The sequence below is a fragment of the Alkalilacustris brevis genome, assembly GCF_003350345.1.
GTDB classification, from domain to species: Bacteria; Pseudomonadota; Alphaproteobacteria; order Rhodobacterales; family Rhodobacteraceae; genus Alkalilacustris; species Alkalilacustris brevis.
Window position 1 is genome coordinate 15,000 of the sequence record NZ_QNVJ01000027.1, and the last position, 15,764, is coordinate 30,763.

13 protein-coding genes are annotated in these 15,764 nt (G+C 67.0%); 6 read left to right on the forward strand and 7 right to left on the reverse strand.

The window, feature by feature from the left end; translation table 11 throughout:
• The first annotated feature begins 51 nt into the window (after positions 1-51).
• Genes DQ229_RS03955 through DQ229_RS03965 form a run of 3 tightly spaced genes read left to right on the forward strand, consistent with a single transcriptional unit; the run spans position 52 to position 3,122 of the window.
• Positions 52-936, forward strand: coding sequence for an ABC transporter permease (locus tag DQ229_RS03955; protein WP_114964979.1), 885 nt, complete (start codon positions 52-54; stop codon positions 934-936).
• Positions 933-1,784, forward strand: coding sequence for an ABC transporter permease (locus DQ229_RS03960; protein ID WP_114964980.1), 852 nt, complete (start codon positions 933-935; stop codon positions 1,782-1,784). Before DQ229_RS03955 ends, DQ229_RS03960 begins: the two co-directional genes overlap by 4 nt.
• A 3-nt stretch (positions 1,785-1,787) precedes the next feature.
• Positions 1,788-3,122, forward strand: coding sequence for a glutamine synthetase family protein (locus tag DQ229_RS03965; protein WP_114964981.1), 1,335 nt, complete (start codon positions 1,788-1,790; stop codon positions 3,120-3,122).
• 65 nt (positions 3,123-3,187) lie between these two features.
• On the opposite strand, the gene DQ229_RS03970 is transcribed toward DQ229_RS03965, so the two are convergent.
• From DQ229_RS03970 to nadA, 3 genes are all read right to left on the reverse strand, one after another.
• Positions 3,188-3,952 carry an SDR family NAD(P)-dependent oxidoreductase gene (locus DQ229_RS03970; protein WP_114964982.1) on the reverse strand — a complete coding sequence of 255 codons (765 nt, stop codon included), beginning with the start codon at positions 3,950-3,952 and terminating at the stop codon, positions 3,188-3,190.
• 120 nt (positions 3,953-4,072) lie between these two features.
• A complete protein-coding gene (gene nadC, locus DQ229_RS03975) occupies positions 4,073-4,948 on the reverse strand; it encodes a carboxylating nicotinate-nucleotide diphosphorylase (protein WP_114964983.1) in 876 nt (291 codons plus the stop codon).
• Between the two features lie 133 nt (positions 4,949-5,081).
• Positions 5,082-6,164 carry a quinolinate synthase NadA gene (gene nadA, locus DQ229_RS03980; protein WP_420796852.1) on the reverse strand — a complete coding sequence of 361 codons (1,083 nt, stop codon included), beginning with the start codon at positions 6,162-6,164 and terminating at the stop codon, positions 5,082-5,084.
• Positions 6,165-6,434: 270 nt separating this feature from the next.
• Here nadA and DQ229_RS03985 point away from each other — a divergent pair, with 270 nt between their 5' ends.
• Both DQ229_RS03985 and DQ229_RS03990 read left to right on the forward strand, forming a co-directional pair.
• Positions 6,435-7,484 (forward strand): hypothetical protein, encoded by a 1,050-nt coding sequence (locus tag DQ229_RS03985; protein ID WP_155326436.1) that lies wholly within the window; start codon positions 6,435-6,437, stop codon positions 7,482-7,484.
• A 228-nt stretch (positions 7,485-7,712) separates the two neighbouring features.
• Positions 7,713-10,016: a transglycosylase domain-containing protein gene (locus DQ229_RS03990; protein WP_114964985.1), complete on the forward strand. Its 2,304-nt coding sequence runs from the start codon at positions 7,713-7,715 to the stop codon at positions 10,014-10,016.
• A gap of 70 nt (positions 10,017-10,086) precedes the next feature.
• Here DQ229_RS03990 and DQ229_RS03995 read toward each other — a convergent pair whose 3' ends face one another.
• The 4 genes from DQ229_RS03995 to DQ229_RS04010 form a co-directional block, all read right to left on the reverse strand.
• Positions 10,087-10,773, reverse strand: a complete 687-nt coding sequence (locus DQ229_RS03995; protein WP_114964986.1) for an ABC transporter ATP-binding protein — start codon at positions 10,771-10,773, stop codon at positions 10,087-10,089.
• A complete protein-coding gene (locus tag DQ229_RS04000; protein WP_114964987.1) occupies positions 10,766-12,052 on the reverse strand; it encodes a lipoprotein-releasing ABC transporter permease subunit in 1,287 nt (428 codons plus the stop codon). Before DQ229_RS04000 ends, DQ229_RS03995 begins: the two co-directional genes overlap by 8 nt.
• Positions 12,053-12,205: 153 nt before the next feature.
• Entirely contained in the window at positions 12,206-13,030 is an 825-nt protein-coding gene (locus tag DQ229_RS04005; RefSeq protein WP_162300736.1) for a universal stress protein, read from the reverse strand.
• A 178-nt stretch (positions 13,031-13,208) separates the two neighbouring features.
• Entirely contained in the window at positions 13,209-14,252 is a 1,044-nt protein-coding gene (locus DQ229_RS04010; protein ID WP_114964993.1) for a LacI family DNA-binding transcriptional regulator, read from the reverse strand.
• Positions 14,253-14,596: 344 nt separating this feature from the next.
• Between DQ229_RS04010 and DQ229_RS04015 the strand changes: the two genes are divergently transcribed.
• Positions 14,597-15,562 (forward strand): NAD(P)-dependent oxidoreductase, encoded by a 966-nt coding sequence (locus DQ229_RS04015; RefSeq protein WP_114964989.1) that lies wholly within the window; start codon positions 14,597-14,599, stop codon positions 15,560-15,562.
• Positions 15,563-15,764: the final 202 nt, after the last annotated feature.

Below are 15,764 nucleotides of genomic sequence, written 5' to 3' on the forward strand. Positions count from 1 at the left end.
ACTCCCGGCGCGGCCTGAGGCTGCGCCGGGCCTGTCCCGAATGGACGCGCGATGTTCGAATTCTGCGCCGACCCTTCCGCCCTGCCTGACTGGCAATGGTTCGTCTGCTACCTGACAAGCGGGACGCATCTGGCGTTCTACCGCTCGTTCGTGGTGGTGGTGCTGCTTTTGCTGGTGGTGGCGCCGGTGGCACTGGGCATGGGGCTGCTGGGCGCGATGGCGCTGCGGTCGCATTTCGCGCCGGTGACGCTGCTGGGGCGCGGTTATGTCAACCTTGTGCGCGGCGTGCCGGATATTGTGTTTTTCCTGTTCGTGCCCATTGCGCTTGGCCAGGGGATCGAATGGGTGCTGCACCAGATCAACTGCCCCGACTGGGATCAGCCGATCCGCCAGGGCAATGATTTCATCGTCTGCCGCGAGGCAAAGATGCCGCCGGTGGGGGCCTCGGCCTGGGCGCGCGATGTCTATGCCTTCGGCATGGCAGTCGTCGCCTTCGCGCTGGTCTTCGGGGCCTTCGCCGCCAACACGCTTTTCGGCGCGATGCAGGCAGTACCCCGCGCGCAAACCGAGACCGCCGAAGCCTATGGCATGACGCGCGCGCAGGCCTTCCGCCGGATCGTCATGCCGCAGATGTGGGTCTATGCGCTGCCAGGGCTGTCGAACATCTGGCAGATCCTGATCAAGGCCACGCCGCTGCTGTTCCTGTTGGGGATTCAGGATGTCGTCTACTGGGCGCGCGAACTGGGCGGGGCAAAGACCTCGCTTTACACCTACCCGCATCCCGACTGGCGGGTGTGGTATTTCCTCGTGCTTCTGGCCTTTTACCTGTTCCTGACCTGGACGAGCGAGCGCGGCTTCGGCTGGCTGACCATCAGGCTTTCGCGCGGGCAGGCCACGGCCGAGGGCGAGCGGCAGCGCCGGAAGGGCCTGGCATGAGAAGCTGCGCGGAAAGTTTCACGGGCTACATCCTGCGCGCGCTTGGGCGCGACTATGGCGAACGACTGCTGCCGCGCGGGCTGGACATCACCCTTTGCGACCAGCTTTTCCTGATCGCCAGCGGGCTGATCTGGAACATCTATTTCGCGGGCTTCGCGATCGTTTTCGGGTTCTTCCTGGCCACGGCGGTGGCGCTGGCGCGCTTCAGCGAAAACCCATGGCTGAACCGGCCCGCAGGGGCGTTCATCTTCTTTTTCCGTGGCTCGCCGCTGTTCATCCAGTTCTTCTTTTTCTACTCGGCCTTCGTGCTGCTGCCGCGCGGGGGCATCGACATCCCGCTCGGGGTGGTCACGCTCACGGTGGACACCTCGCCACTGACCACGGCGCAAGTAGGGGGGCTGCTGGTCTTGATCCTCAACACCACCGCCTATTCGGCCGAGCTGTTTTACGGTGCGCTGCGCTCGATCCCCCGAGGAGATCTGGAGGCCGCCGACGCCTATGGCATGGCCGGGTTCACCCGGTTTCGCCGCATCATCTGGCCGAACATGCTGCGGCTGGCCTGGCCCAGCTATACCAACGAGGCGATCTTCCTGACCCATTCCACCACGCTGGTGTTCCTGTCGGCCTTTCCCGCGCGCCAGCAATCGGGCGAGGCCTTCTATTACGCGCGCTACTTTGTCGATCAGACATTCAATCCCTTTTTCGCCTATCCGCTGGTGGCGGCGTATTTCATATTGCTGACACTGGCGATCATCGGGCTTTTCGGGCTGGCCAACCGACGCCTCAACCGCCATCTTCCGCAGGAGGCGCGCCCGCGCCTGCGGTTCCGGCCCCAGTATATCAGGTGACATATGAAAGAATGGCTGCGGGAACACCCCGAGGTCAGGACCATCCGTGTAGCAGCGGTCGATCTGAACGGTCAGGCGCGGGGCAAACGCATTCCCGCGCGTTTCGCCGGCAAGGTGCTCAAAGAAGGCACGCGCTTTCCGCTTTCGGTGCTCAATCTCGACATTTGGGGCGAGGATATCGAAAACAGCCCGCTTGTGTTCGAATCGGGCGATGCCGACGGGCTGCTGCGCCCGACCGAACGCGGCTTTCTGCCCATGCCCTGGCTGGAGGCACCCACAGCGCTCTTGCCGATCTGGATGTTTCGCGAGGATGGCACCCCCTTTGACGGCGACCCGCGCCACGCGCTGGCGGCGGTGCTTGCGCGCTACAAGGCGCGGGGGCTGACCCCGGTCGTGGCGACCGAGCTGGAGTTCTACCTGATAGATGACAGCGGCAAGGATCTGCGCGTGCCACCCAGCCCGCGTTCGGGCAAGCGCCGTCCCGGCGCCGATACGCTGGCGTTGCGTGCGCTCGACGCCTTCGACCGCTTCTTCACCGATCTCTACGACGCCTGCGAGGCCATGGACATCGACGCCGACACTGCGATCTCCGAAGCCGGGCTGGGCCAGTTCGAGATCAACCTGCTGCACAGTGATGACGCGCTCAAGGCCGCCGATGACACCTGGCTGTTCAAGCTCCTGGTCAAGGGGCTGGCACGGCACCACGGGTTCGCCGCCAGTTTCATGGCCAAACCCTATGCCGACCAGCCGGGCAACGGGATGCACATGCATTTTTCGGTGCTCGACCGCAACGGCGCCAATGTCTTCGACAATGGTGGGTCTGAAGGGTCGGAAACCCTGCACCACGCCATCGCCGGCTGCCTGCGCGCGATGCCCGATTCGATGCTGCTGTTCGCCCCGCACGCCAACAGCTACGATCGTTTCGTACCCGGCGCCCATGCGCCCATCGGCATCGCCTGGGCCTATGAAAACCGCACCACCGCCATACGCGTGCCTTCAGGCAACCCGCGCGCACGGCGCATTGAGCACCGCGTGGCGGGGGGCGACATCAACCCCTACCTGCTGATCGCGGGCGTTCTGGGCGCGGCACTGAACGGAATCGAGGACGCGCTGACGCCGCCGCCGCCTATTACCGGCAATGCCTATGCGCAGGACCTGCCACAGATCCCCGTCACCTGGCGCGCCGCGATCGAGCGGTTCGAAAGCAGTGCGGAAATCGCGCGCATCTTCCCCGCCGGGCTGATCCGCAACCTGATCCTGACCAAGCGACAGGAGCTGCATTACATGGCCGAGCTTGCCCCCGAAGAGGTGGTGGAGCTTTACCTGGATACCGTCTGAGCAAGGAAGCGGCCGCGCCAGGCGCCCGCGTTCACACGCGGGACGCGCCCCTGGCAGCAAACCGCTCACCCCTGCGCGGGCGGCGTTTCCAGCAGCGCGCAGAGCCGCGCGGCCTCGTCGGCGCAGGGGGTGAGGCGGCTGCGATCCTCGCCCGGGAAGAAACGCGCGCGCGTCGCCGTGGGCATCGCAGCGGGCGTGTCGATCAGCACGCGCGGGCCAATGCGCGCAGCCTCGGCCTGCCAGCTTCGCGCCAGGGCGATCTGCGCCGCCTTTGAGGCGCCATAGGCCCCGAAAAACCGCTCGCCCGCGCGCGCATCATCGAAAAAGAGCGCCGTGCCGGGCCCGCGCCGGGGTGCGGGCTGCCCGGCGCCGCTATCGTCACCCGCCTGCGCGCCCGCGCCGGCCGCCAGCAAGAGCGGCTCGATCATCGGGATCAACATGCCGGTGGCACGGATGTTGGTGGCGATGGTCTTGTCCCAGTCTTTCGGCGCGACATGACCCGCAGGGCTCATCGGCGGGGCGTGGATCGCACTGTGCACCCACAGGTCCAGCCGGCCCCAGCGATCATGGATCGACCGGCAAAGATGCCGCATCGCATCGTCCTGGGTGATGTCCATCGGTGCAAGCGTGGCGTGGCCGCCCGCACGCTGCACGCGATCATCCATTTCCTCGAGCGCGCCGGCGGTGCGCGCCACCGCCACCACATGCCACCCGCGCGCGGCCAGCGCCTCGGCCAGTGCCCGGCCAATCCCGCGCGAGGCCCCTGTGACCAGCGCCAGACGCAAGGAGGTTTCATCGCGTGCAGAGGAAGTGAAGGAATTGTCGCTCATGGCAGCGGGTTTAGGTGCAGCGGCGGCAGGGCGCAAGGGCTGTTGCCGGCTACGGGCGATACGCCGCACGGGTGTCCTGCGGCTTCCGGGTCGCGGGCAGAGACGCGGCCGGTCTGCCCTTCAGAAATCAAGCCCCAGGTCGAGCGTGCGCGCCGAATGCGTCAGCGCCCCGGCCGAGATATAGTCAACCCCGGTCGCAGCCACCTCGGCCACACGCTCAAGACGCATGTTGCCCGACGCCTCGAGCACCACGCGTCCGGCCACCATTTCGACTGCGCGCGCCATGTCTTCGGTGCTCATGTTGTCCAGCAGGATGGCGTTCGCGCCGCCGATGGCCAGCACCTCATCCAGTTGCGCCAGCGTGTCCACCTCGATCTCGACCGCGACCATATGCGACACGCCGCGCTTGACGGCCTCGAGCACAGGGCGGATGCCCCCGGCAGCGGCGATGTGGTTGTCCTTGATCAGCACCGCATCGCCCAGCCCGAAGCGGTGCGAATACCCGCCGCCATGGCGCACGGCGGCCTTTTCCACCACCCGCAAGCCCGGTGTGGTCTTGCGGGTGCAGGTGATGCGCGCGTGCGTTCCGCGGGTCTCGGCCACATAGGCCGCCGTCTGGGTGGCGATCCCCGAAAGCCGGCCGGCGAAGTTCAGCGCCACCCGCTCGGCCATCAGGATCGACAGCGCGCGCCCCTCGACCTCGAGCGCGACATCGCCGGACGCACAGCGCGCCCCGTCGCCCAGCCGGGTGGTGACGCGCAGCGACGGGTCGATCAGGCGAAAGGCCATTTCGGCCAGTTGCATCCCTGAAAGCACGCCTTCCTCGCGGGCGCGGATCGCGGCGCGGGCATTGGTTTCAGGCGGGATGACAAGGCGGCTGGTCACATCGCCCGAGGGGCCAAGGTCCTCGTGCAGCGCGGCACGCAACAGCGGCTCGAGCAGGATTTCGGGCAAGGGCGTCAGCGCGCCGGGAATCGCGCTTTCAGGGTCGCTCATGGCTGGGGCTCCGTTTGCGAGGCATGGTTGGCGGGCATGGGGTGGTCCGCAGTGCCACGTAAAGCGCGGCAATCCCGGCACCAGCAATGACAACGCGCCCGGTTGCGACGGTCTGCCCGCCCATCCTGACGCGTCAGCCCTGCAGCTTGCGGCTGAGGTCGATCATCCGCTGCACAGCGCGCCGCGCACCATCGGCCACGGCGGGATCGACCGTGACCTCGCCGGTCATGCTGTGCAGCGACCAGAGGATTTTTTCCAGCGAGATCTTCTTCATGTAGGGGCACATGTTGCAGGGCCGCGCGAACTCGACCTCGGGCAGCGCATCGGCGATGTTCGAGGCCATCGAACACTCGGTCACCAGCATCGCCTTGCCCGGCTTGTGCCGGTGCACCCAGTCGATGATGCCGCCGGTAGAACCGGTGTAATCGGCCTCGGCCACCACATCGGGGGTGCATTCGGGATGCGCGATGATCTTCACCTCGGGGTCGCTGTCGCGATAGGCGCGCAGATCCTCGGCGGTGTAAAGCTCGTGCACGATGCAGCTGCCGTCCCACCAGGCGACGCGCTTGTGGCTCTCGCGCGCGACGTTCTGCGCCAGATACTTGTCGGGCGTCATGATGACCGTGTCGCCCTCCATCGCGTTGACGATCTGAAGCGCATTGGCCGAGGTGCAGCAGATGTCGGAGGCCGCCTTCACCTCAGCGGTGGTGTTGACATAGGTCACCACCGGCGCACCGGGGTAGCGCGCGCGCATGGTTTCCACATCGGCGGCAGTGATCGATTCAGCCAGCGAACAGCCGGCCTCCATGTCGGGCATCAGCACCGTGCGGCCGGGATTGAGGATTTTCGACGTCTCGGCCATGAAATGCACGCCGCACTGCACGATCACCGACGCCTCCACCTCGGTGGCGTCGATGGCCAGCTTGAGGCTGTCGCCCACGCGGTCGGCAATACCGTGGAAGATTTCCGGCGTCATGTAGTTATGCGCCAGAACGACCGCGTCGCGTTCCTTCTTTAGCCGGTTTATGGCGATCACGTATGGTGCGTAGACGGCCCAGTCGGCCAGCGGCACGACGCGGGCCATGCGGGCATGAATGTCGCGCGTGGCCTCGGCCGCCTCCATCGACGGTGCAAGATCGTAATGGTCAGCCAGAACCGACCGCATATTGGTCACATCGAGCAAGGCATCATCTCCCACGCGGCTGCGAAAACTCATATAAGACAGGATCGCGGCAGGAACAATCTCTGCCGCGCGACTTGTTGGTCCCGAGCCGCTGGTCTCCGCCGGGCAGGGCATGCGTATCGCGGGCCGAGACATGCGCCGCACCCGCCACCAGCCAGCGAAACATCGCGCGCCTGTCGCCGGTGTGACCGGCCGGCCTTGCAATTCGCGGCGCATCTTCATTCTATGCGTCACGACAACCATGATCCGCGCCCCTTGCCGCAGCCGCGCGGCAATCCGCGACGCGAACGGAGCCACGCCAGAATGCACCCGACCACCGATCACCGCCCTGCCCCGGCCCTGCCCCTTGCCGCCGCCGCGCTTGCCCTGCTGGCCATGACCGCGGCCTTCCCCGCCACGGCACAGGAGCGCGAAAGCTGGGCGTTGCCGGGTGGCGCGGCGCTGGAACTCGCGCCCGCCGATGGCGACGAGGTCACGCTTTCCACCCCGCTGGGACAGGGCCGCGCATTGCTGCTTGAGCAGGGGGTCGGCACTGATGGCCGGCTGAGCCGCCGCCTTTCGGATGGCAATATCACCGATCCGCTGGGCCTGCGCTGGCAGTTCTTCTTTCTCGATCTCGAAGGCGCGCCGGAAACCGGGCGGCTTGCCCGACTGGACCTCGACCGGCTGCGCGCCGGCGTGCCCCCCGGCGCACGGTTCCTGGGCGAGGAAAACACCACCGGGCAGATGCGCATCGTCGCCACCGCCGAACGGCTGGGCCTGAGCCACCGGCCCGAAGACGACACCGACTTGGTTGAATGGGCCGGGCTGCGGATCGAGGCCGCGCTTTTGGGCGCGCTCAGCACGGCGCTGCCGGCGCTGGCCGGGCAGCTCGGGGTCGAAAGCCTGGGTCTGGATGGCGAAGCCCGCCTGGGCGAAGGCGAAGGCGGGGGCGCGGCACGGCTCGAGGGCATGACGGGGCTTGCCGTCAATGCCGCCGAAACCCACCGTCTGGAATTCCTGGCCGAGCTTGACCAGGGCGCGCTTGTCCGAGCCGAGTTGCGCCTGCACGAAGCGGGCGAGCTGATGCCGGGGCTGCGCGAGGCCGGGCGGCTTGAGCGGCTAGATGGCGGGCTGGTCGCCGGCGCGGGCCGCGGGGCGCTGATGGCCGCCGGTTTTGGACTGGCCGAGGCGGGCGCGCTTGCCGACGCGCTGCAACAGATGCTGCTGGGGGGGGGCGCGCTGGCGCTCGACATCGCACCCGAGGCGCCGCTGCACCTTGACGAGTTGGCCGAATGGCCTGAGCGCGACCTCGCCGGGCGGCGCGACCTGGCCGCCCGCCTGGGTCTGAGCGCGCGGCATCTTGCCGACTGACCCCGCCCGCACCCGAAAATGCGCCACCCTGCGCAATCGTGATCGGCCCTAAGGTGCAGAAAGAATACACTTGACGCCAAAGCACGGCCGGAACGGGTTGCCCACCCGGCATGGCTGCACGATATAACACCCCTGAACGCCCGGCGCCGGTATAGCGCGGCAACCCGAGGGGCGAAGAATTGCAAGGCGGGGCGACACGGCCCGCCGCAACCGGAGGATTGTTGCGCGATGCCCGATGCTGGATTGTTCTCGCTGGCCAACCTTGGCGCCGGGCTGCTGGCCGCGACGATGACCGGCCCGCTGGGCGGGATCGACCTGCCGGCGGTTGATCTGGCCGGGCAGATACAGGCACCGCCCTCGGGCTATGCTGCGCATCTGAACTATAGCGGGGGCGAGCCTGCGGGCTTTGCAACGGCGGGCACGGTGCCCGCGCTGATCGACGGTTTTCCCGAAACCTTCCTGCGCGCGGTCATGGCGATCGAGGACAAGCGCTTCGGCGCTCATGCGGGCATCGACCCGCTGGCAACCGGCTCGGCTGCGGTTTCGGCCCTGCGTGGCGATGTGCGCGGCGGCTCGACACTCAGCCAGCAGCTTGTGAAGAACATCGTCACCGGCTCGGAAGCCAGCATCGAGCGCAAGATCGCCGAGGCCGTGCTGGCCGTGCGCGCGCATATCGATCTCGGCCCCGACGAAATCATGCTGGCTTATCTGAACTCGGCATGGTTCGGACGCGGGGTAACGGGCGCCTCGCGAGCGCCGCAAGCCTGGTTTGGCAAAGACTGGGCCGACGTAACCCTTGCCGAAAGCGCCCTTCTGGCAGGTCTGCTGCGCGGGGCGGGCTATTACGACCCGGCACGCAACCCCGAACGCGCCCGCGCGCGCCGCGATCATGTGATCGACCGGATGGAGGCCCTGGGCTGGGCCAGCCCGGAAGAGGCCGAAGCGGCCCGCGCCGAGCCGATCGACGTGATCGCCTCACCCTTGCGCGAGGCGGGCGACCTGTGGGCCGTGCGCGCCACCAGCGCCGAGTTGCGCGCGCTCGATCTGCCCGCGACGTTGCGCGCGCAGGCGGGGCTGGAGCTTGACCTGACCGTCGATCAGGACTGGCAGCGCATCTCGGAGCAAGCGTTGCGCGCGGGTATCGAGAGACTGGCGCGCCAGGGCGTTGCCGGTCAGCTTTCGCCCGCGCTGCTGCGGCGGCTGGCAGCCGATGAGCCCCCTGCCGATGCCGATCTGCGCGCCGCGCGCGACGAGGCCGCCCGCCACATGTCGGCCGGTGAGGGGCTGTTCCGGCTGATCCTGATCGCCGACGCGGGCGACGGCGCCTGGCGCGCGCTTTCCGACAGTGGCCAGGGCACGCCCGTCTGGATCACCGTGCAGTCTGAGACCCTGCCCGAGGGCTACACCCCGCGGCCCGGCCATATCCTGCCCGCCCGACTGGCCGAGGGCGAACTCATGGCCAGGCTGATCCCCGAATTGCAGGGCGCGGTGGTGGTGATGAACGCCCGCACCGGCGCGATCCTGGCCAGCATCGGCGGGCACGACGCCGCGCTCAGCGCCTTCGACCGCACCCGCGCGATGCGCCAGCCCGGATCGGCGATCAAGCCGTTCTTGTGGATGGCTGCGCTGGACCGTGGCTATGCGCCTGACACGCCAATCCCCAACTGGGAGCGCGATTACTACGACGAGTCGGGCGAGTTGTGGCGCCCGCAGAACTATGACCGCAGCCAGAGCGGCGAAATCCCCATGTTCCAGGGGCTTGAGCGCAGCTCGAACCTGGTGGCGGTGAATATTGCCGATGGCATCGGCATTCACGCCATGGCCGACATGGCCGAAACCTTCGGCGTCTATTCGCGTGGCGGCATGGCGCGGGTGCTCAGTGCGGCGCTGGGAAGTTCCGAAGTGCAGTTGCGCAACCTGGTGGGCGGCTATGCCGGGCTGGCGAATGATGGCGTTCCGGTCACACCACATATCGTCGCCGGCGCCACGGCGCGGGGCGAAACGCTCTGGCGGCGCCCCGACAGCAGGACGGGCAACGCGGTGGTCCGTGCCCGCGACCTGGGAAATCTGCAATCGATGATGCGCGGCGTGGTGCTGCGCGGCACCGGGTTCCAGGCCTTCCGCGAGCATCCCGTCCCGGTGATCGGCAAGACCGGCACCTCGCAGGAACACCGCGACACCTGGTTCGTGGCGCTTACCCCCGATACGGCGGTGGGCGTCTGGATGGGCCGCGACGACAACCGCGGCATCCCCGGGCGCCCCACCGGCGGCACCTCGGCCGCGCTGATCTCGGCCGATATCCTGCGCCAGGCGCATGAGGCAGGGCTGATCGGCAGCGACGGGCTGCGCCGCGCGACCGAGCAGATGGCCGCCGCCAACTGGCCGCCGGGCCTGCTGAGCGACCAGGGCCAGTGGCTTTACGGTGATGGCGGATACATTCCCCCTGCGGGCAGCATGGCGCCCGATCAGGGTGATTTCCAGCCACCCGCCGGCCAGCAGGAGGGCGATTTCGTCATCCGTTCGCTCTGGTAAGCCGGCGCAGGCCGCCCGGGCCGGACCGGATCGCGTGGCGCAACCCGGGGCGCACCGATCTGGCTGCGCGCTATTCCACCACCCGGCCGTGATCCAGCCGCACCACGCGGTCCATCCGCTTGGCCAGCGCGAGGTTATGGGTGGCGATCAGCGCCGAAAGCCCGGTGTCGCGCACCAGGCCCATCAGCACGGCAAAGACCTGCTCCGACGTGTCGGGGTCGAGGTTGCCGGTGGGCTCGTCGGCCAGCAGGATGCCCGGCTGGTTGGCCAGCGCCCGGCAGAAGGCCACGCGCTGTTGCTCGCCGCCCGACAGCGCGGCGGGGCGGTGGTCGGCCCGCGGTTCCACACCGACGCGTGCCAGAAGATCACGCGCGCGCGCCTCGGCCACCGATTGGGGGATGCCATTGGCCAGTTGCGGCAGCACGATGTTTTCCAGCGCGCTGAACTCGGGCAGCAGGTGATGGAACTGATAGATGAACCCCACCTGCATCCGCCGCGCCAGCGTGCGCATCGCGTCGGGGCTGTCGGTGTAATCCTCGCCCTCGATGCGCACATGGCCCGAGTCGGGCGTATCGAGCAGCCCGGCGATGTGCAGCAATGTCGATTTCCCGGCCCCCGAAGGCGCCACCAGCGCGACCACCTCGCCGCGCGCCAGCGACAGGCTGACGCCGCGCAGCACCTCGACCTGGTTGGGGCGGCCCTTGTTGTAGGTCCGGGTGATGTCTTCCAGTGCAAGGATTGCCCCGGCGTCACTCATAGCGCAGCGCCTCCACCGGGTTCATCCGCGCCGCCCGCCGCGCCGGAAAGATCGTCACGATGAACGAAAGCCCCAGCGACAGGCCCACAGCGCGGGCCACATCGTAAAGCCGCAACTCGGCCGGCAGCGCATAAATGCCCCGGATCGACGGGTCCCAGACCCCGCCGCCCATGGCGTAGTTCACGAAGGAGAACACCTCGTCGATATAGATCGCGAACAACACGCCGAGCACCACGCCAAGGGCCGTGCCGATCACACCCACCGAAGCGCCGCAGATGAAGAACACGCGCAGCACCGCGCCCTCGGTCAGCCCCATGGTGCGCAGGATGCCGATGTCGCGGCCCTTGTTCTTGACCAGCATGATCAGCCCCGAGATGATGTTCATCGCCGCGATCAGCACCAGGATCGACAGGATCACGAACATCACGTTGTCCTCGACCTCCAGCGCGCGCAGGAAGCTGCCGGCACTGTCGCGCCAGGTCCAGATCATCGCCCGTTCGCCGCCCGCGCGCAGGATTTCGGGCAGGATCTGCTCCAGCCGCTCAGGATTGACGACCATGATCTCGATCTCGTCGGCTACACCCTCGCGGTTGAAATAGCTCTGTGCCTCGTCGAAAGGCATGTAGATGCGCGTTCGGTCGATGTCATAGCGGCCGGCGGTGAAGATATAGACCACCTCATAGGCATTGATGCGCGGCGAGGGGCCAAACGGGGTCTGCACCCCGTCGGGCAGGATCAGCCGCACCCGGTCGCCGATATCGAGGTTCAACTCGCGCGCCACGCCCGAGCCTATGGCGACCCCTTCGTCAAAACGCTCCAGATCGCCGCGCCCGGTTTCCGGGTCAACGACCCTCGGCACACCGCGCAGATCCTCGAGCGACATGCCAAAAAGCTCGATGCCCGCGTTACGCCCCTCGTTGCTGGCCAGCACCTGGCCCCGGATCAGCGGCGCGGCGCGGGTCACGCCGGGCACCGCGGCAACGCGCGCGGCGATCTCGTCGAAATTGTCGATGGCCCGCGTGGCCTGACCGGATTCGGTGACATGCACCGCCGAATAGATCGTCACATGGGCATTGGCGCCCAGGATCGTGTCGACGAACTCGGCCCGAAAGCCCGAGCGCACCGCCAGCGTGGCGATCAGCGCGAATACCGCCAGGGTAATGCCGATCAGGCTGATCCAGGTCATCACGCTGACGCCGCCCTCGGCGCGCCGGGCGCGCAGATAGCGCCAGGCGATCATCCATTCGAAGCGGGCAAAGGGAGGGGTGCGCGCGGCCATACGTCTCATGCGATTGCGAGGTTTCGCGCACCGTCCTTGGAAAGCGGGGCAAGGTCAAGCCCGGATGGCCGGCAGAGAATGACAGCCGTGTGAACCCTCCGGGGGGGGGGGGCGCAGGCCCCCGCCCCGGCATGGCAGGTCGGCTGCGCCCGCTCAGTGCGACATGAGCACCGGCAGATGGGCGTTTTCCAGGATGTCGCGGGTCACGCCGCCCATCAGGTCTTCGCTGAACTTGCTGTGTTCATAGGCGCCCATGATCAGAAGCCCCGCGCCAACCTCGCGGGCGGCGTCGAGAATGGTATGCCCGGTGCCCTTTCTTCCGGGCGCGCGAACGATACGCTCCGCCTCGATACCATGACGGTGCAGCAGGTCGGTGATATCGGCGCCGGGGCGGGCAGGCGGGGCCTCGCCCACGGTCAGCACCGTCACCTTTTCCTTGGTTTCGAGAATGTGCATCGCATCCCCCAGCGCCCGCGCCGCGGCGCGCTTGCCGTCCCAGGCGATAAGCGCATTCTCGACCAGCGACTCCACCGCGTATTCGGACGGCACCAGGATCACCGGCCGGCCGCTGCGCAGCGCCACCACATCGGGCCGCGCGGCAAAATTCCGTTGGCCCATATCGAGTTCCGCCAGCCCCATCACCACCACATCATAGGCGCGGGCACATTCGGCAAGACTCAGATCCGAGCCGCTGCTGAGGTCCAGGAATTCCGCGCGCCCCTCGAGGCCCGCCTCGGCCACCCGCTTGTCGAAATCGGCGCGGATGCCGGCAACGACCTCTGAATCGCGCGCGCGCAGGATCTCTTCGATATCGGCGGTCATGTACTGGCTGTAATGGCTCTCCATCATGGAGGGGCCATGCCAGACCACCCCGGTCAGATGTGCATCGTATTTCTTTGCCATATGCACCGCCAGCCCCAGGCCGCTGGCCCCGCTGGCGCTGCCGGTATAGGTGGCGAGGATACTCTTGATAGACATGGTTGACTCCTGTCCCTGCTTGTCAGCCCAAGGCCTGCCCGGCCGAGGCGCGGAATGTCCGAACCGCCCTTTTGCCGTTGCCAAAACGTAATCTCTTTCCCGCCGCATGGCGAGGGAAATGCTTAGCGCAGCTTCATTACCTCCCGCAGCACTCCGCTGCCCGCGGGGCAAACGCGTCTCAACAGGCGCGCCGGCTTGCGGCGCGCGGCGGCGCCACGCTGTCGCGTTCGACCAGAAACACGGGCAGCACCGTCTCGCGCGGGATCCGCGGCGTGGTTTCAGTCATGATGCGCACCAGAATTTCGGCGCTGGCCTTGCCCACCTCAAACTGTTGGATACGAATGGTGGTCAGCCGGGGCAGAATGAGATCGAGCAGCGGCATGTCGTTGAACCCGGTCACTGAAACATCGGCCGGGCAATCCAGCCCGCGCGCGCGCAACACCGCAATCGCCCCAAGCGCAAGCCGGTCATTGGCGCACAGGATCGCGGTGAACGGCCAGCCACTGTCGAGCAGGCGCAAGGCCGCGCGGCGGCCTTCATCCTCTTCATAGCGGGCGGATTCGACAATGGCCGCCTGCGGCAGCTCGAGCCCCAAGGCTTGCGCCGCCTCGACAAAGGCCTGCCGCCGGGCCTGCCCGGTCGAGGATTGCGCAGGTCCCGACAGATGCGCGATGCGCCGGTGCCCCTGGTCATACAGGTACTGCAACATCATCTGCACGCCGCGCGCATCGTCGCTGACCACGGCGGGGATATCCGAATGCTCGATGCTGCGATTGACCGTCACCATCGGGATGCCGCGCGCGGCCATCTCGACGATCTTCGGGTCGTTGCGCGTGGCGGCGGCATGAATCACCCCGTCGACACCGCGTTCCTGCAGCAGGTCGACAAGGCGGTGCTCGCGCTCGGAAAGGTTGTCGGTGTTGACGATGATCGAGGCATATCCAAGCGGCTCGAGCACACTTTCGATCCCGCGCACGATCAGCGGAAAGACCGCATTGGTGATATCGGGAATCACCAGGCCCACTGTCATGGTTCGATTCGTCCGCAACCCCGAGGCCAGCCGGTTCGGCCGGTAGCCCATGCGCTCGGCCGTGGCGCGCACCCGCTCCACCACCTCGGCGGTAAGCGAGGCCTGCGTCCTCGCGTCCAGCGCGCGCGATACCGTTGAAACATGTACGCCGGTTTCTCGCGCGATATCCCTGAGAGTGATGGCCTTTTTCATGCCGGTCTGCACCATACCTTCCCGGCGGCGGATGATCCTGCCGCTGCGTCACACTACCTTCCGGGGCGGCATCGCGCAATCGGTTGCATAATTTTCTTGACCCGTTTTCGGGCCACATGCTAGAGGCTCGTGCAAACGATTGCGCAACTCTTGCGGCCACGCGCCCCCAGAGGCACCGGACGCAGCCGAAAGCCGAAAAGGCCCGTGCGGAAACCCCTGCGCGGAAAAGGTTCTGCCTTCCCTTGGGGCAGGACTTGCTGACGAAACACGGCGCCTTCCCGGGCAGCCGGACGATGAAATGCCCTCACGGGCGAGGTTGAGCTTTCTATCACGGAGGAAATCCAATGAGCAAAATGACCCTGGGCTGGATCGGAATGGGCCGCATGGGCTACCCGATGGCCGAACGCCTTGTCGATGCCGGACATGACGTGCATATCTGGAACCGCACCCGCGCCAAGGCCGAGCCGCTGGCCGAAAAGGGCGCCACACTGGTCGACAGCCCGCGCGACCTGGGCGGGGTGGACGTGCTGTTCATCATGGTCTCGACCGGCAAGGATGTCGAACAGGTCTGCTTCGGCCCCGAAGGTGTGCTTTCGGGCGACAAGGCCCCGAAGATCGTCGTCGACTGCTCGTCGATCGCGGTCGAGCAGTCAGCCGAAATCCGCGCCCGCCTGGCCGAGCGTGGCACCGAACTTCTGGCCTCGCCGGTCAGCGGCAACGGCAAATGCGTGCGCGCCGGCAAGCTCAGCGCCGTCACCTCGGGTCCGCGCGCCGTCTATGACAAGGTCGAGCCGATGCTCAACGACATCGCCGCCAGCGGCGTGTCCTATGTCGGTGAGGGCGAACTGGCCCGGTTCTGCAAGATCGCGCATAACGTGTTCCTCGGCGTGGTCACCCAGAACATGATCGAGATCACCCTGCTGGCGCAAAAGGCCGGCGTGCCGCGCAGTGCCTTCCTCGACTTCATGAACAATTCGGTGATGGGCTCGGTCTTCACACGCTACAAGTCGAACGCAATGATCAATCTCGACTGGACCACGACCTTCACCCCGGAACTGCTGCGCAAGGACCTGGACCTGGGCCTGAGCGCCGGGCGCAACCTCGGCGTGCCGATGCCGGTCACAGCGACCACCCGCGAGGCGCTGCAGTCGCATTTCGGGGCCGCACAGCTTCAGGCCGACCCCGAGGAATACCTCGCCAAGGATTTCATGGCCATGATGGAAACCATGGCGATCGCGGCCGGGATGAAGCTTGAAAGCGAAAACAAGCCCTACCCCACCGGCCTCGAGCTGCCCAAGGCCGCCGAATGATGATGGCGCGGCTGCCGTTCGCGGCGGCCGCAACTGCCCCTTTCCGGTCGCCGATTGTTCCGGCGGCCGGACCATGATCCAGCCCTCCCTTTCCTGAAGAAGGAGCCGTCCGATGTCGCGTGCTTTGTTGCCCAATCTATTGACCCCTCAGGATCTTGAGCCGGATTGGCGTTGGGAGGGTCGTTTGCCGGCCTGGGGTCAT